14 protein-coding genes are annotated in these 18,214 nt (G+C 34.3%); 2 read left to right on the plus strand and 12 right to left on the minus strand.

Annotated features, from left to right (window positions below):
• Nucleotides 1–28: 28 nt before the first annotated feature.
• Both J8H85_RS06820 and J8H85_RS06825 read right to left on the minus strand, forming a co-directional pair.
• On the minus strand, nt 29–1,270 hold the full coding sequence (locus tag J8H85_RS06820) for a BaiN/RdsA family NAD(P)/FAD-dependent oxidoreductase (RefSeq protein ID WP_209653860.1): 1,242 nt from the start codon (nt 1,268–1,270) through the stop codon (nt 29–31).
• Nucleotides 1,267–1,953 (minus strand): glycerophosphodiester phosphodiesterase, encoded by a 687-nt coding sequence (locus tag J8H85_RS06825; protein WP_317194987.1) that lies wholly within the window; start codon nt 1,951–1,953, stop codon nt 1,267–1,269. Before J8H85_RS06825 ends, J8H85_RS06820 begins: the two co-directional genes overlap by 4 nt.
• A 55-nt stretch (nt 1,954–2,008) precedes the next feature.
• Here J8H85_RS06825 and J8H85_RS06830 point away from each other — a divergent pair, with 55 nt between their 5' ends.
• A complete protein-coding gene (locus tag J8H85_RS06830; protein ID WP_245243746.1) occupies nt 2,009–2,884 on the plus strand; it encodes a hypothetical protein in 876 nt (291 codons plus the stop codon).
• Here J8H85_RS06830 and J8H85_RS06835 read toward each other — a convergent pair.
• Nucleotides 2,867–6,544, minus strand: coding sequence for a metallophosphoesterase (locus J8H85_RS06835; RefSeq protein ID WP_209653861.1), 3,678 nt, complete (start codon nt 6,542–6,544; stop codon nt 2,867–2,869). The two genes, J8H85_RS06830 and J8H85_RS06835, sit on opposite strands and share 18 nt — an antisense overlap.
• Before the next feature lie 213 nt (nt 6,545–6,757).
• Between J8H85_RS06835 and J8H85_RS06840 the strand changes: the two genes are divergently transcribed.
• On the plus strand, nt 6,758–7,954 hold the full coding sequence (locus J8H85_RS06840; RefSeq protein ID WP_209653863.1) for a Pycsar system effector family protein: 1,197 nt from the start codon (nt 6,758–6,760) through the stop codon (nt 7,952–7,954).
• Here the strand turns inward: J8H85_RS06840 and J8H85_RS06845 are convergent.
• From J8H85_RS06845 to fsa, 9 genes are all read right to left on the minus strand, one after another.
• Entirely contained in the window at nt 7,951–10,323 is a 2,373-nt protein-coding gene (locus tag J8H85_RS06845; RefSeq protein ID WP_209653865.1) for a GAF domain-containing protein, read from the minus strand. The genes J8H85_RS06840 and J8H85_RS06845 overlap by 4 nt on opposite strands.
• Nucleotides 10,324–10,418: 95 nt before the next feature.
• Entirely contained in the window at nt 10,419–11,285 is an 867-nt protein-coding gene (locus J8H85_RS06850) for an acyl-CoA thioesterase (protein ID WP_209653866.1), read from the minus strand.
• Nucleotides 11,286–11,350: 65 nt separating this feature from the next.
• A complete protein-coding gene (locus J8H85_RS06855) occupies nt 11,351–11,881 on the minus strand; it encodes a peptide-methionine (S)-S-oxide reductase (RefSeq protein WP_209653868.1) in 531 nt (176 codons plus the stop codon).
• Nucleotides 11,872–12,834: an aldo/keto reductase gene (locus J8H85_RS06860; RefSeq protein WP_317194988.1), complete on the minus strand. Its 963-nt coding sequence runs from the start codon at nt 12,832–12,834 to the stop codon at nt 11,872–11,874. The genes J8H85_RS06855 and J8H85_RS06860 overlap by 10 nt, the downstream gene beginning before the upstream one ends.
• Before the next feature lie 5 nt (nt 12,835–12,839).
• Nucleotides 12,840–14,402 (minus strand): protein adenylyltransferase SelO, encoded by a 1,563-nt coding sequence (locus tag J8H85_RS06865; RefSeq protein WP_209653942.1) that lies wholly within the window; start codon nt 14,400–14,402, stop codon nt 12,840–12,842.
• The gene (gene msrA, locus J8H85_RS06870; RefSeq protein WP_209653870.1) at nt 14,402–14,941 is read right to left on the minus strand and encodes a peptide-methionine (S)-S-oxide reductase MsrA; all 540 of its coding nucleotides are present in this window, start codon (nt 14,939–14,941) and stop codon (nt 14,402–14,404) included. Before msrA ends, J8H85_RS06865 begins: the two co-directional genes overlap by 1 nt.
• The gene (gene msrB, locus J8H85_RS06875; RefSeq protein ID WP_209653872.1) at nt 14,941–15,399 is read right to left on the minus strand and encodes a peptide-methionine (R)-S-oxide reductase MsrB; all 459 of its coding nucleotides are present in this window, start codon (nt 15,397–15,399) and stop codon (nt 14,941–14,943) included. The genes msrA and msrB overlap by 1 nt, the downstream gene beginning before the upstream one ends.
• A 230-nt stretch (nt 15,400–15,629) precedes the next feature.
• Complete coding sequence (locus tag J8H85_RS06880; RefSeq protein ID WP_209653875.1) at nt 15,630–17,195, minus strand: solute:sodium symporter family transporter; 1,566 nt, start codon at nt 17,193–17,195, stop codon at nt 15,630–15,632.
• Nucleotides 17,196–17,553: 358 nt separating this feature from the next.
• Nucleotides 17,554–18,210 (minus strand): fructose-6-phosphate aldolase, encoded by a 657-nt coding sequence (fsa, locus tag J8H85_RS06885; RefSeq protein WP_209653877.1) that lies wholly within the window; start codon nt 18,208–18,210, stop codon nt 17,554–17,556.
• Nucleotides 18,211–18,214 lie beyond the last annotated feature (4 nt).

Consider the following 18,214-nt stretch of genomic DNA (forward strand, 5'->3'; position numbering starts at 1 on the left):
TATATATAGTAAATATATAAAAAATATATTAATCTGAAATAGATTTAGCTACAATATAAGCCCCAGTCCATGCATTTTGAAAGTTAAAACCTCCCGTAATGGCATCCACATTAATCACTTCACCCGCAAAATACAGGTTTTTATGAAGTTTACTTTCAAAGGTTTTGAAGTTGATTTCTTTTAAATCGACGCCCCCTGCAGTTACAAATTCCTCTTTAAATGTGCTTTTACCATCTACATTAAAAACAGCTTTTGTAAGTTGAACCGCTAAATTTTCTAACTGATTTTTGTTTAAATCGGCCCATCGGGTTTCTGGGTTCATGTTGGAAGCCAACACCAATTTTTGCCACAGTCGCTTAGGCAAATCAAATTGAGTTGATTTGAATACTGTTTTTTTAGCTAAATCGTGTTTTAAGTCTTTAAGAACCTCTAAACAATCTTCAAAAGTTTGTCTGATAAAATTTATTTCGATTTGAAATTTATAGTTTCTTTTAGCCAACTCCACAGCGCCAAACGCCGATAATTTTAAAATAGCGGGCGCACTAAAACCTACGTGGGTAACAAGCAAAGGTCCTTCACTCCATAAATCGGTTCCTAAAACCTTAACCTCAACATGTAAAGCCACAACTCCTGGAATGTCTTTAATGCGCTCATCTTTCACATCAAAGGTGAAAAGCGATGGCACAGGTTGTGAAATGGTATGCCCTAAATTTTCTAAAAGATTCCAGATTTTAGGATTGCTACCCGTGGCTATTATTAATTTTTGGCAAGAATATATATGGTCTTTGGTTGAAATTTCAAAACCATTTGATCGCACTTCGACAGGCTCAGTGTGACTAGATTGTGGAGAAATGGCTGTTACACTTTGGTTATATAAAACCTCCACCTGGTGCTTTTCAGCCTCACTTAAAAAACAGTCGATAATGGTTTGCGATGAATTGGACACAGGAAACATCCTGCCATCTTCTTCAATCTTAAGTTCAACACCTCTTTTTTCAAACCACTCGATGGTATCGCCAGTCATAAATTGATGAAAAGGTCCTAACAACTCCTTTTCTCCGCGCGGGTAATTTTTTATTAATTCTTGAGGAATAAATTCTGCATGGGTTACGTTGCAGCGTCCACCACCAGACACCTTTACCTTTTGCAAGCCTTCATTTCCACGTTCTAGGATGGCTACTTTTAAGTGCGGATTTTGTTCTGCAATGTTAATGGCCGCAAAAAAACCTGCTGCACCACCGCCAATAACAATCACATCTTTTTTAATCATAATCTGTCAGGAAAGTCTGAAATAATACCATCTACACCATAAGATTTTATTCGCTTTATGGGTTTTAAATTGTTTACGGTATAAGTGAATACTTTAAAATCTTCTTTTAAATTTTGAACAATTTCTTCGGTTAACATGGTATAATCTGGATGGATAGCAACCGCATTGATGGTTTTCGCAAAATCTATTGCTTTTTCCAAGTTGGAATCGGTAAGAACACCTAAAGGTATATTGGGGTTTGATTGAAAAACCGTTTCCAATAAGTTTTCTTGAAAACTAGAAACGATGATATTACTGTAGTCCCAACCTTTTTTTTCTACAAAAAATGTAATAAGTCTACTGGCTTCTTGGGCTGTATCCAATCCTTTTAACTCAACGTTTAACAGGCATTTATTGTTTACAAAGGTTAAAACTTCAGACAGTGTAGGTATTTGGCAATGCCCTTTTACTTCAACACGTTTTAATTGATTTAATGTGAATTTTGAAATCTCGCCAGAAGTGTTTGTCATTCTATCTAAAGTAAAATCATGAAAAACAACCAACTGCCCCGAAGCACAACGATGTACGTCTATTTCTACACCATCAACACCTAAACTCAATGCTTTTTTAATAGACTCTAACGTATTTTCGGCCAAATGTCCTTTAGCTCCTCGGTGACCTATGCGCAGTATCTTTTTATCCACTTTTTATTCTTATTAGAAATATCGCTGTAAATTTAACACTATTAAAACACATATTATGCATAAGCACCTAATCTTAATTATTTTTACCCTCATTATATCCTGTAATCATGGGAATTTAAAAAAATTGTCCAATTTACCAACAAAGCTTAATGAAGTTTCTGGCATTGAAACCGTGTTAAATTCAGATTTGATATGGATGATAAATGATGGAGGCAACCCAGCATCCATTTATGGGGTTAATAAAAAGGGTGATATTAAAAAAGAACTAAAAATTAAAGCCAAAAATAACGATTGGGAAGATTTAACATCAGACGACAAAAGAAATATCTACATTGGTGATTTTGGAAACAACAATAACGATAGAAAAAACCTAAGTGTATTAAAAGTAAATAATGACGCTTTAAACGAATCTAAAAAAATTAAGGTTGAAAAAATACAATTTAAATATCCTGATCAAAATGAATTTCCGCCACATAAAGACAATTGGCATTTTGATTGTGAAGCCTTTTTTTATTACAAAGACAGTTTGTTCTTGTTTACAAAAAGCAGAACAAACAAAAATTTTGGACAAACAAGCCTTTATAAAATACCTGCAAAATCTGGCAAATACATAGCGCAATATATAGCTACTTTTAACACTGGAAACGGTATGGAATCGTGGGTAACAGCCGCCGACATTAGTGAAGATGGAAAAATGGTAACATTGTTAACCCCAAAATTTGTTTGGATATTTTCCAATTACAAAAGCACTAACTTTTTTAATGGCACTGTTGCTAAATTGACATTAGAAGAAAACTCTCAAAAAGAAGGTATTTGTTTTAAAAACAATAACACTCTATATATTACCGACGAGAAATCCCATGGTTTTGAAGGCAGCCTATACAGCCTAAAACTGCAACAACCCAATCAATTATTAGAAACCAAACCCTAATTTAAAAGCAATAAGAAAACCATCTTTACTATGAAAAACAGAAAGATTCCCTGTAACCATATTAGCAGCATTGGCAAACACACCACCGCCCACTGCTGTATTCCATATATTTGAATCTTCATTTTCTACCCAAACTCTTCCATAATCCATACCTCCATACACACCTATATTTAATGGCAATAAGGTAGTTTTTACTTTACTTATATTTAAACGCAAATCGGTACTTTGTACAAAAGCGCTTTTTCCTGTAAACCGTTCATTTCTATAACCCCTTAAACCATTATTTGCACCTATGTTTGCGGCTTGATAAAACTCAAAACCATCACCCACATTAATTTGCGCTTTAAGTTTGGTTGCTAAAACCAACTCTCCGCTAGGTATCAACCTATAATCGAACGCTAATTCTGGTATTATATAACCAAAACTATGGGATGTTTCTATATTATTTTTATATCCTGTTTCTAGGGCCACTTGCATACCAAGTGTTGGAAATGCATTATTGTTTGCATTGCGGTACTCGTATTTGGCTTGTATACCATAAAAGCTTTTACCAGCTTCAATAATATCATTTAAAACCAGATTTACAAAACGTCCTTCAGTTTGTTCTACTTCATTGTTTTCATAAGACAGACCCACTTCAAAAATAGCCCCTAAACGCCCATGCCAAATTAACGAAGGCTCCAACTTAAACAACCTAATTTTAACGCGGTTATAATCTAAACCTACATCTACCCCATCGTTATCATCAGCTTCGTAATTTAGTGTTTCGTTTCCAAAACCAAAGTAATTCATTGCAAAATTAGGACTTGTAAAACGTATTTTTACCCCTAAGTTCATGTTGCCTACAACATTTGCAAATTCACCTTTATAACCTAAATCGAAACCATTGGTTGCAAAATAATAAGCCCCAGATAGGATGTGTTGCGATGTAAATGGATTACGCTCAAAATCATATTTTGTATAGGTGTTTGAGAGCCCCAGTTTAAGTCCGTCATCTGGATTTGCACCTATAATAGGGATGAGTTGATTGGTGTTGTTTTTAAGTTTTTTATAGTCGTAAACATTCGTTTCATAATCATCTGTTAACTTCACCCTTCCGTTAGAAGTTTTAAAAGTGTTTTCTTTTGATTTATAATCATAAATCTTAACTTTTTTTCCGTTTATTATACTGTATGTGTCATTATTTTGACCGCCAACTAATATTATTTTAATTAGCTTATCGCCGTTACCAGTTACTTTAAACACATCTTTATCATCTAAACCATAAATCCAAATCTCTTTGGTGTTATTTGAATTATATACGCGTTGATGAAACACTTCACCTTTATTGCCATTTTTAATTCTATAGGCGGTAACTTTTGTTTGTCCATCCTGCATACGCTCAATTTCAAACCAATCATCTTTATTTGTTCCCTTTACAATACCAAATTTATTCATGTGGTTGTAATAAGCATCTGAGATTTTTTGAAGGTTGCTTCGCCTGCCCTGAAGTTTTCGCTTTATATCTTGAATGCTTTCATCACTTACTTCCTTAGGGAAATTTGCAAATGCATTATCTATAACAGCATCGGTTAAATTCTCTGAAATTTGTTTTACTTGGGCATTCCAAACCTCTCGATTTGATTGATTAATTAATGCCATATCCAAAGAATAGGGCTCTAAATTAAACCACTTCGGTTTTTTTAAATCTTCATCATAGGACTTCATTAACCGCAAACCAGGAATTAACGAAGTAACAGCCCCTAGCAAAGCACCATCAGCCATTTTAGAAAACGCCTGATCTCTATCTCTGGGAATAGGTCTATATACTTTTCTACCTTTTTCTTTAAATTCTGCCCAGCGCCATTGGTCTTCATGCCGGTCCCAATCACCAATGAGCATATCAAATAAGCGCGCTCGAATGTATGCGACTTCATCTAAAATAAAATCTTCATCTTCATTAATTTTATTCAACAAATCGTCGGTACTAATCATGGCGTTTGAAAAACCAAAACTAGCTTTATTGCCATGACCCTCATCTGTACGTTCTTCAATCATGTACAATTCGTCGCCAAATTCGTCATTAAAACCCTCAATAGCTTTTTGTTTCGGCACATAATACAGTACGGGGTTTGTATGATAAACACCTACAGCATCTGCTAAATCTCCTATTACAAAAGGCGCATAGGGATGCGACCCTGTAAAAACATCTTGTAACAATTCTTGTGTAACAGTATCTTCAAACTGACCTTCTATATACTGATCTTTAAATGCCACAGCTTGCAAGTACTGAATGGCATTTTTTCGAAGCGCACGCATTACATACTCTCTTCCTTGCTTATCTTTTAACCTCAAAGATTTTGATTGATGCCCTCCACCTTTTCGAATAGGGGTTAGACCTCCAAATAGTGTGTCTAAATTTACCGTGGGCGCTTCTATTTCTATACCGTAATACTTTCTAAAACGCTCTCCCCAAAGTGTTTTGTATATACCATTTTTATCTATTTCTTCATTCGTATAGATAGAAGCTATTTTTGTTTGTGGAAACGCTTTTGGATAAATAACCTCTTTTTCTTTTTCATCATTTGAAAACACTTCTGCTTGAAAAACCACTTTATTCTCTTCAGCTGTGTAAAAACGCACTTGAGACGACCCATCAGTATAAACATCCAACACCGCATAACCAGGGGATCCATAAGAAAACAAACCTGTACCAACATTTCTGGTTGCTGTTGTTTTAGACCCCGACCCGCTAACTATTTGTGGTAAATTATCTCGAACTATGTATTGTAAATTATGGTCGTGCCCAGATACAAAAATTACTTTATCGTTTTCTTGTGAAAGGGTAATAATACGCTTTCTAAATTCGTTGTAAAGTTTATTCTGCACATCTACGGTTGCAACGCCCCCAGCTTTTCTAATCAAATTTTTTAAGGTCCCTAATACCGGTAATGGCTTTAAATAATTTGAAAATGCATATTGTCCACCATGAGATCCATTGGTAAACATAGGATGGTGAACTGCAATTAATGTTGTTTTTCCGTCAGCTTTTTTAATTTCACCTTCCAACTCATCAAAAAACTTGGATCTGGTTTTTATTTCACATTCATCATTAATAATGGGGTGCTTATCCCAATCGGTTAAATACCATTCCGAATCTATAACAATCAAAACAATATCATCTGAAATGTTCACTTTCTCTATTGGGCAGCCGTTCTCTGGCAGAAAAGTATTTTTCCCTAATTTGTCTTCAACATAATCTTCTTGCCGTTTCAAACCGTTAATGCCAGAATACCAATCGTGATTTCCAGGAATGAAAATAGTTTTTCCTTTAAAATGAGCAACAGCTTCTGTTTGAACATCTAGTTGATGTTCTGCAAACGCTCTTCTTTCATCATCCTTCTTAGGCAATCCTTTTGGATATATATTATCCCCTAAAAAAATAGCCGTACTATTTTTTTTAGCTTTACTTAAGGTATTTTTGAATGCTTGCAATGCTTTTGAAGATGTGCCCAAAGGTGAATTTCCTGCATCGCCAATTAAGTAAAACGAATGAGCAATACTTTTTTGAGACGCCTCGTTTTTCCAACTTGTGTTTTTATATTGGGGATTATAAGTGGCACAGGCGTTAAAAAATAAAACTGAAAAAAAAACAGCAAGTATTCTTATTTTAAAAATCATTCGGTTGGTTACTTTTTTTATAAAGATAAATTATCACTAAATATCCTGCAATTTACTATACTTACTTTTTCCTCATGTAAGTAGATATTTTTAGTATCACCTTACAAAACTAAATGCATAAGAACCAGAAAGCATTTTGTAAATTTACGACAAATAACCACGAACCCTTAAATTCGCTAAAGTTTAGTATTTTTACCTAAATCACATTCCCGAATGGACCATCTTATTGAAGCATCTGAAAAATACGTTATTCATTTATTAAATGAAAAGCTGAACAGCAACTTTACATATCATAATGTATCGCATACCCAACGCGTGGTAAAAAAAACAAAAGAATTATCCGAGTTATCTCAACTAACCGATTTTGAAAAAACGACTGTGGCAATAGCTTCCTGGTTTCATGATACGGGCTATACACAAAGCATAGAAAAACACGAAGAGAAAAGTGCTGCAATTGCTGAAGAATTTTTAAAAAGCCAAAATGCTTCTGAAGACATTATCACAACTGTTAAAGATTTAATTATAGCCACAAAAAAAGATTACATCCCCAAAAACATAAGTGAAAAAATTATTCGTGATGCCGATTGTTCCCATATTGGAAGCAAAGATTTTGAAAATATAACCGAATTGCTAAAAAAAGAATTGGAACTTACTTGTAACAAAACTTTAACCAGTGCAGAATGGTTAGAAGAAAACATCAACTTTTTAACTAACGTTCATCGATTTTACTCTGAGGCCGCCACAACCAACTGGACTGCGGCAAAGGCAAAAAATTTATCTAGATTACTAAAACTTCAAAATAAAACGAAACAAAACGCTGTTAAATTAAAACAAAAAAAGGCAGAATTAAGTTTTAAAAAAAACAAAACAGAAATACCAGAACGCGGTATTGAAACCATGTTTAGGGTTACCCTAAGAAATCACATTACTTTAAGTAATATAGCAGATACAAAAGCGAACATTTTACTGTCTGTTAACGCTATCATTGTATCATTAGTTATATCTAATTTAGTATCAAAATTAGACAATGCATCAAACCATTACCTAATTATACCCACTGTTATTTTTGTACTTTTTACGGTAGCTTCTATTGTTTTATCCATTTTAGCAACACGCCCTAATGTTACCAGTGGAAAGTTTACCAAGGAAGATGTTGCAAACAAAAAAGTAAATTTACTTTTCTTTGGAAATTTCCATAAAATGAGCCTTAAAGATTTTGAATGGGCTATGGGAGAAATGATGGTGGACAGAGATTATTTATACGCATCCATGAAAAAAGACCTGTATTTTTTAGGTTTAGTGCTTGATAAAAAATACAAAATACTCCGACTAACATACACTGTTTTTATGGTAGGTATAATTGTAAGTGTTATTTCTTTTGCATTAGCCTTTAAACTGTATGCACGTTAATTATTAATTTCTTTAATTAAGTCGTTATAAGAATAAAATGTTTTTTCTTTATTATTTGCACTATACAAGAGGCTTACCCGAATGGCTTTAAGCCCAGTTACAGATTGTAAATCTTGAAGCTCTACAATTTCCACATCGGTATCTAAATAATTTTTAGATTGTAAAAATTTTATATAACGTAAGTACTCCAACTCGTCTTGTTTTTGGGAATAAATAATACTGATTTTCCCTTTTTGGGTAACACGTTCCTTCGTGCCTTTTATATACGCCTTATCCACGCGTTTTTTTACAATTTCATAGCGTGCATTATAAGTGCCGTCTACATCAAACTGTTTTTCATCCATTCTAAAACTAATAGATAATGGTTGGTTAAATACCAAAACCATAGAAGCCACATCTAACCCAATAGAAAATGTTGATTGCATTTTGTAATAAGCGTTTTCCATTTCGCACATAACCTGTAATTGCCACAGCCTTAAATTATATAAATATATAAGATTAAAGCTATCTTCTTTGGTTATAGATTCTCCTATATACATGTTATGCTCTACACCATCTGTTTTAAAACGTTCAAAATAATGCGGATACATTTTTTGTGCTTCTACTTGCTTTTTATCAAGAAGTGACGCCATTTTTTTATTGATGCTGGCAATAGTATCATCATAATTTTTTCTGTGCTTGTAAAAAGCACCCACCTTGGCATCAATGGTTTCTTGGTAACTCTTTATAAGCGTAGTTAAAGCTTCAAATTTTGATAAGTACTCAAATAATGGATTGATATCATTCTTTAAAAAAACAGAAATTTGCTGCTCACTATCTACTTGAAAATCTATATTTAACTTTTCTAAATAACCATCTATTTGAAATATAAATTGCTCATATATAGGAAAGGCTTCTTCTTTAAAGGCAGCCTCCAAAATAGTTTTTACACTGTTAAGTTGTAGTGACAAATCTTGTTGGGTTGCCCAATTTCTAGCTTCTGAAGACCCTTTAATATCTATTTGACCATATAAAGGATAAATATCTTCGAACGAAATTTTATTAAATACCGCTTGATTGCCTTTTAATTGCTCTTGAATAAAAACTTTAGCCTCTTTTCTAAATTTCCACGAAACACTTGGATGTATAGACGTGCATTCTTGCTGAATTACGGCTTCTATTAGGTTTTCTTCTTCCTTTTTTGAACGTAAGACCGCCGAAACGATATACGGCATCACATCTATTAATTTATTGGCATTGATGCTGTTTAAAACCTTCGCATTGTTAGAAACAATTTCCAAAATACCCAATAACTCATTATCATCTGCAATGGGTGCCAAAATAGCACTTTTAATACCTTGGTTTTTTAATACGGCTATTTGAGGTGCTTTTCCTTTAGATAGTTCATAATATTTATCAACATCTGAAAGGGTGTAGAATTTTTTCTCTTCAAGCAGCTGCTTATAAGACCCCGCACATAAAGCACTTTTACACGGGGTTGTTTCATTCGCATTCAATAAAAAACTATGCATCCCCTCACCATAAACTGGTTCGAATGAGTCTTCTTCCTTATTGTAGATTGAAAAACCTACGCGAATATCTTTAATTCCTAATAGCGAGCTAAAAACACCTTGAAATCTTTCTATAAAGTTTTCATCGCTACGTTTATCTTTTGAAATAAGACTTGATTTAACATTTGAAATAGACTGATCATCCGTTACATCAAAAATATTTGAGATAACCAACCCTTTAAAAATGTAACTATTCGGTGGAAATTTCTCTTTCCAAAGTTCTATATTATCGTAATTATCCAATAGTACATCATAGTCTTCTTGGGTAATTTTTACGGCTTTTTCTGTTGGTATAATTTCACAAAAATCGGCATTGTACAAAATTTTATAATACCTTAAAATACCGTTTTCGTCTGGAATTTCATAAAAAAACGGTCGTTTTAAATTTAAATTATAGCCATAACAATAGTTTAAAATAACGGTACATGTAGCAATATATGTATCGTGTTCTGGCATGTTTTCTATTTTTAAAACAAAATCATCACCAGCATTTTTTAAAATTTTTTGAAACCTATTTGAAGCATTATAAATAATATTTTGAAACGGCACCGTTGCGGTTTTAATTTCATTATTAGTTAAAATAGGGCTGAAAGAATCTTGAAGAATAATGGCTATTTCTTTTTTATACGTTTCAAGCAACGATAAATCTGTAAAGCCCTCTCTTAATTCAGGATAGGGTTTTTGAATTTCTAGAATACGCTTCGCTTTAGCTGCAAGAATCTCATCATCACTATGCAGCATCTGCTCGTAAGTTTTAAGAAGTTCATTAAAACTTATTTTTAAAATCATTGGAGATTCTAAATGTTTATACAAATCCATGTTTTTAAATTAAGATATTGTAAAAATACAATTAATTTGATTAGTCTTAATTTCCTAAAGCAAATTACAAATTTTTAAAAATCGTTATATTATTTTCACTTAACAATAGGTCGCACTAATCCTTCTTGGGCTACCGATGCTATTAATTTTCCATCTCTTGTAAATATGTTTCCTCTTGCAAAACCTCTGGCACTGGTTGCGCTTGGAGACTCCATCGAGTACAACATCCAATCATCAAAATCGAAATCCCGAAAATACCACATAGAATGATCTAAACTAGCGGTTTGTGTATTGCCCCAATGCGCTTTACTGGCATGCGGATACAAGGTAGAACTTAAAATATTATAGTCTGAAATATAGGTAAGCACCTGCTGTTTTGTGGCTAAATCTAAATCTTTAGTACTTCCCTTCAACTTAAACCACACGTTGCTAAATGGTGGTAAATCTTTTTTGTCTAGGGGGTTCACTATTTCAGTGGGTTTAAATTCTACCGGACGTTCTATTTTCAAAAATGTTTTCATACTACTAGGTAAAAAATCTCCATATTGTTGAAGAATTTCTGTCCAACTCAATAGCTCCTCGGGTTGCTTTAAACCAGATTCCATAGGTATTTGATGGTCGTAACCTTCCTCTTCTTTATGAAACGATGCCGATAATATAAAAATAGTCCTATTTTTTTGATGTGCTGTAACCCTGCGCACCGAAAAACTACCACCATCTCTCACAACACTTACGTTATAGGTAATGGGTAATTCTAAATTTCCAGCCTCTAAAAAATAGGAATGCATTGAGTGCAACACCCTATTATTGGTTATGGTTCTACTGGCAGCATTTATGGCTTGCGCTAACACCTGTCCACCAAAAACAATGGGGCTACCAATGGTTTTACTAATACCATTAAATTCGGTATCACTAATTTTTTCCAAAACCAATAAATTTAATAAATCGTTTACAGTAGTCATATGTTTAATTCAATGTATGATTCTTTACAAAAATACGTTAGTTCCCTTTTTTAAAACAACAAAACCTATGTTATCTGCTCTTGTTTAATTAAATGTTTTAATTTTTTGATATTGGTTTGTTTTGAAAAGTGTTCTAACAAGAATTTTAATTTTGGGTTGATAAACGTTTCACAAAATGGTTTCTCAGGATTATTTTGATAATAATTCTGAATCGATTTTCTAGAGGCTTTAAAAGACTGAAACGGATACACCTTGGTTATTAATTTGCTACCAAATGCCTTTTGAAAATTATTAACAATAGCTTTTGATTGTTGATTTTGCTCTTCTGAAAACGTATAAATAGCCGAACGGTATTTGGTACGCATGGAATGATTGCTCGTGCTTTTATGGGTATGCAGATGTACTTCGATGAGTGTTTCTAATGAAATGACCTCTGGCTTAAAATGAACAATAACAGCTTCAGAGAAGGCTGTATTTTCATTAACCGATGCTACGTAACCTTGCTCTACGTTCTCAACGCCAAGTAAGGATTGAAAAACAGCTTCGGTACACCAATGGCAACCACCACCTAAGGCTATTTTAGAAATTAATTCCATTGTAATTGCTTACGCTCCTTCCAATAATCAAAGGGTTCAACACTAAAACTTTTTAAAAGCATAACATCTTCTTCACTTAAAACGAAAGTGTTTACTTTTAAATTTTCTTCTAACTGACTTATTGTACTCGCACCACTCAAAACCATACTTTCTGGAATGGTTGCATTACAAAACTGTAGCGCAATGGCATCTACACTCACAGCATATTTATTAGAAAGACTTTCTAAAGCACTATAGAACATATCATACTTAGGGTAATTTTTGTTTCTAAAAATCCTGCCGTTTGCCAAAGCTTCTTTAACTATTAACTGTTTGCCATTTTCTTTCAATTGAGTACGAATACCTAAAATACTTTGTTCTAAAATATTATAGGTACTCTGAAAGGTATCGAACAGTAACTCGCCTTCTACATGAACATCCAATGCTTTTTTAATAACCTCTACTTGGTTATCGCCCGTTGTGGAAATTCCAATTTTAATTTGATGTTCGTTCTTTAAAAAAGCCAACTGGTTTAACACTTCTGCATTTTCCAAAACCCCGGTTTCTAAGGTTGCGGAATGAATTTGATAGGTGGTTAAAAAAGGCAACAGCTTTTTGGATACCTGCCATTGTTCTTTTAATTTCGAAATACTGTGTTCTTTCACTTCATGAACAGTGGCATTTTTATCAAAATTGGCAGTATAGGTATACCCCCATTTTGTCCCTACTTGAAGGCTTTTATCATTTTTTGTCGCCAACCATTGAATCAACAAATCTTCGGCTAAACCGTAACCCGGCGCCGTATCAAAATACCGAACACCCAAATTGTAAGCTGCATCCAGCACTTTAAAACCATTGGCTTTAAGCTCGTTTACATCACTTTTTGCAATGGTATTGGTTCTTACGTTAATATAATGCGGTCTTCCTATGGCCGCCATTCCTAATCCTAAAGCCATCTCTTTTTGATTAATCAAATTTTTTACGAACTGCACGACAGCATGGAACAACCTACTTTATGCCGTGCCCAATCCGGACGTTTAGCAAACCATTTTTCGTATTCGGGTTGTTCATCATATGGTTTTTTAAGCATTTGAAACAATTCGTCAATCAACTTATAATCGCCTTTATCGGCGTCATCAATAGCTAATTGCGCCATATAATTCCTCAAAATATATTTCGGATTTACCCTGTTCATGTTTTCTTTCCTTACTTCGGAAGTTGTTTGTTCCTGTTCCAAACGCTTGGCATAACGTTGAAACCAAGTTTCCCATTTTTGCTGAATTTCCTCGGTTATTTCCGTTGAAACATAAAAAGCATCCTTGATAAGTTCTATAGATTCGGAAGGTTTTTCTATATTGAAATCGCTTAGTTTTCTAAAGAAAATGGTCATATCGGTTTCGGCAAGCAATAAATTATCTTCCAAATTCTGAATCAAAGAAGCGTCTAGCGCATCTTCAACTTCCAAACCTAATTTTGAACGCATCATGGCTAAAGACTTTGTTTCAAAATCTATTTTGTATTGGTCTAAAATAGCTTCTAAAGGCTCAGTTTCTTTAATTAAAGGGTATAAGGCATTGGCCAATTTGTATAAATTCCAAAGCCCAATATTAGGCTGATTCCCGAAACGGTACCGTTTATGTTGACGGTCGGTGGTATTTGGGGTCCAACCAAAATCAAAACCTTCTAGCCAACCGTAAGGTCCGTAATCGATGGTTAAACCTAAAATAGACATATTATCGGTATTCATAACGCCATGTACAAAACCAACACGTTGCCAGTGGATGATCATATCCAAAGTACGTTCAGAAACTTCACTAAAAAAAGCTAAATAGGTGTCTTTTGAAGGTTCGCCCAAATGACCAAAAAAATGTTTAATGGTATAATCCACTAAGGTTTTTAGTGTTTTAAAATCTTGTCTAGCTGCAAAAATTTCATAATTCCCGAAGCGCAAAAATGATGGCGCTACCCTACAAACAACCGCTCCTTTTTCATATTCGGGATTGCCATTGTACAACACATCGCGCAATACTTGGTCGCCAGTTAATGCCAACGATAAGGCTCGGGTAGTAGGCACACCTAAATGGTTCATGGCTTCGCTACACAAATACTCCCGAATGGATGAACGTAACACCGCCAACCCATCGGCAGTTCTGGAATAGGGCGTTTCACCGGCACCTTTCAATTGAAGTGCCCAATGGTTGTTACCGTGTTCAACTTCTGCTAAATTAATAGCGCGACCATCACCCAATTGTCCTGCCCAATTTCCAAATTGATGGCCACCATAACACATGGCATAAGGCTTCGTATTTGGCAAAACGGCGTTTCCTGTAAAGGTTTTCAAAAACGCTTCACTTTGGGCATCATCGTTTGAAAGCCCTAAATTATCTAACATGTTGGGCGACACGTGAATCATCTCGGGTTTTGCGGTTTTCTTTGGATTTACAAATGAAAAACAGGCTTTTTCAACCTGTCTTCTTGTGTTTTCTAAAACGCTATCTGCCGGTAATTCTTTATTAAAAGTATCTTTTATGTTTAAGTTCATCATTTCAATCTATCTCCATACAATTTTCTAAGCTTCGACAACTTAGGCATAATTACAAAACTGCAATAACCCTGTTCTTTGTTATTTCTATAATAGTTTTGATGATAATCTTCAGCTTTATAGAATGTTTTTAAAGGACTTATTTCAGTCACAATAGGATCATCATAATACTCAGCCACTTTTTCAACCACTTTTTCAGCTATTTCCTTTTGATTTTCATCATGATAATAAATTACCGAACGGTATTGCGTACCTATATCGGCACCTTGTTTGTTCAAGGTTGTTGGATTGTGGGTGGTCATGAAAATGATTAAAATATCTTCATAAGAAATGATATCCGCATCAAAAGTGATTTGAACTACTTCGGCATGACCCGTTAAACCCGAACAAATTTCACGATAGGTTGGATGCCCAGGCGCATTACCTCCAGAATAACCGGACACTACTTTTTCAACGCCTTTTAATTCTTGAAATACCGCTTCAGTACACCAAAAACAACCACCACCAAAAGTGGCTATTTGCAAATTTTTATTTTCCATTATTTAACGTCCCTTTCTGTTTCCAATACCATGGATTCCGAATTAATACAATAGCGCAACCCACTAGGCTCAGGCCCATCAGGAAATACGTGCCCTAAATGCGCATCGCAGGTATTGCACATCACTTCTACCCTTACCATTCCATAGGCGGTATCTCTTTCATACTTTATAGCATTTGGCTTAATAGGTTGCGTAAAACTAGGCCAACCAGTACCAGATTCAAACTTAATTGTTGAATCGAACAGTGGTGTATTACAACATACACAATTGTACTTACCTGCTTCATGAATGGTACAAAGCGCACCACTATGCGGGCGCTCCGTTCCTTTATGTCTTGTAATTCTAAACTGTTCTGGGGTTAATATGTTTCTCCATTCAGCATCGGTTTTTTCAACACGTTTATCTGGAGTTAGATTTCCTTTTACGGAAAAGTTGATGACATCTTTCCAAGTGAGCATATGAATGTTTTCCTTTCTTTAATTAATATTTATCTTCTATTGAAGTCAAAGTTCAGTCGTCAAATAAGTGATTTACTTTCAAAACCAATTGTTTTAAAAATTCAACTTCTGAAAAATAAAAAACCATCAAAAAGTAAATTTTGATGGTTTAAATTTAAGATTATTTTAATTAAGAAGCTAAAACCCTGAATTGTTTCAATTCAAGAAACTTTTATTGGGATAAAATTGGCTTACGATAAATAAATATAAAGTCCTATAACTGCAGCAACAACTGTATATCCAACGGGTTTTAAATATATCCAGTTTGTAATATCCACTTGTTTGGTATATTCCTGTTCGTAATCTGTTGCTCTTGGATAAAATTTACTTACAACAAACATGATGATGATAGTTAACACAAACAAAACACCCATGAGATGCAAGAAGTGCATATCGGGCTTAATCACATATAAAGTAACTAAATAAGTAACGGCACTAAACAAAATAGAGATATTTGCTGCTTTAGCTGAAACCCGTTTAGAGAATATCCCAACTAATATAATAGCTAAAATAGGCACACTGTGCGTACCGTTTAATTGTTGTAAATATGTAAAAATACCACCTTGAACACCATATAATAGCGGCGCTATAGCCATAGAGAATATTGCTAGAACGATACCGAAAATTTTACCCGCTTTTACAACTTGTTTTTCCGAAGCGTCTTTATTGACATATTCTTTATAAAAATCCAAACCAAATAGTGTAACCGAACTATTTAAAGCACTATTGAACGAGCTTAAAATAGCTCCAAAAAGTACCGCTGCAAAGAAACCAATAAATGCAATTGGCAATACTGCTTTTACTACCATTGGGTATGCTTCATCTGGATTTGCTAAATCACCATTAAAAATATAAAATGCAATAATACCTGGGAGCACTACAATAAATGGCCCTAATATTTTTATGAATGCCGCCAACAAAAGACCTTTTTGACCTTCTTTTAAATTTTTAGCACCAAGCGCTCTTTGAATAATGGCTTGATTGGTTCCCCAATAATAGAAATTCACAATAATCATTCCCGTAAAAAGTGTCCAAAATGGCACATCAGAACCAGGCCCTCCTATAATATCAAATTTTTCAGGAAGCTTTGTTACCAATCTATCTAAGCCAGTAAACACATTGCCATCTCCAATTTTCATTAAACCAAAGATTGGAATTAAAGAGCCTCCTATAATTAACCCTACCGCATTAATAGAGTCGGATACCGCAACCGCTTTCAAGCCACCAAAAATAGCATAGATACTTCCTATGATTCCTATAGACCAAACGGTTATCCAAAGTGTAGTTTCTGGACCAGTGCCTAACATCTCCGGAATTTCAAACATGGTATTTATAGCCAATGCACCAGAATATAACACGGTGGGCAGCATAGAAATAGCATAGCCTAACAAAAACAATAACGACACAATGGTTTTTGTACTTTTACCATAGCGATTTTCCAGAAATTGAGGTATGGTTGCAATACCACTCTTTAGGTACTTAGGCAACAAAACAAAAGCCGTAAAAACCATGGCTATGGCAGCTAAAACCTCATAAGCCATAATTGGGATACCATCTCTGAATGACACACCATTCATACCTACAATTTGTTCGGTAGATAAATTAGTTAATAATAATGATCCTGCAATAACGGGGCCTGTTAAACTTCTTCCCCCTAAGAAATAGCCATCAGACGAATTCTCATCCGTTTTTCGTGTAGACCACCAAGCAATTACAGCTACAAGTAAAGTGAATGCAGCAAAAGATAAAATACCCATATTCAATAAATTTAATTAGTTTTAAGTTAGTATTTGGTTTTAATTGGACGTTTTAAAAGCATCATTCTGCCTTCAATACAATTTGGAAAGCTTTAATGTGACACTAATAACTCGCAATATAAACATCTTTCATTATTGTTTACACAATGAAAACAAAAAATTAAAATGATTGGTTTAAATAAAAATAAAAACGAACGATTCCTATTCACACAAAACCAAGCAGTTCCTAAACCCTAGCTATTTATTATCTCAATTAACTTAAAATAAGATTTAAAGGCATAAAAAAATCTATAATTTTAACAAGTCCTTTTAAAACTTTATTAAAATTATAGATTTAGTATTCTATTAAATTTTAGGCTTATTTATTCCCCTTTTGGTAATCGGCCAAGAACTGAGCGAGACCACTATCGGTTAAAGGATGTTTTAACAAACCTTTGATGGCTGATAAAGGCCCCGTCATAACATCAGACCCTAACTTGGCACAATCGATAATATGCATGGTGTGACGTACTGATGCTGCCAAAATTTGAGTTTGGAAACCGTAGTTATCATAGATTAATCGGATTTCTGAGATTAGGTTCAATCCATCGGTAGAAATATCATCCAATCTTCCAATAAATGGAGACACATAGGTAGCTCCTGCCTTGGCTGCCAATAATGCTTGACCTGGAGAGAACACCAACGTTACATTGGTTCTAATACCTTTATCTGAAAAATATTTACATGCTTTAATACCATCGGCAATTAATGGTAATTTCACCACGATTTGTGGGTGTAAAGCCGCTAAAGCTTCACCTTCTTTTACCATACCTTCAAAATCGGTTGAGATAACTTCTGCACTTACGTCACCTTCTACTAAATCGCATATTTTTTTGTAGTGCGCAATAATATTATCAGTTCCTGTAATGCCTTCTTTTGCCATTAACGATGGGTTTGTGGTAACACCATCTAAAACTCCCAATGCTTGCGCTTCTGCGATATCATTTAGGTTTGCTGTATCAATAAAAAATTTCATAATT

It is taken from the genome of Mariniflexile gromovii (assembly GCF_017814435.1).
Taxonomy (GTDB): Bacteria; Bacteroidota; Bacteroidia; order Flavobacteriales; family Flavobacteriaceae; genus Mariniflexile; species Mariniflexile gromovii.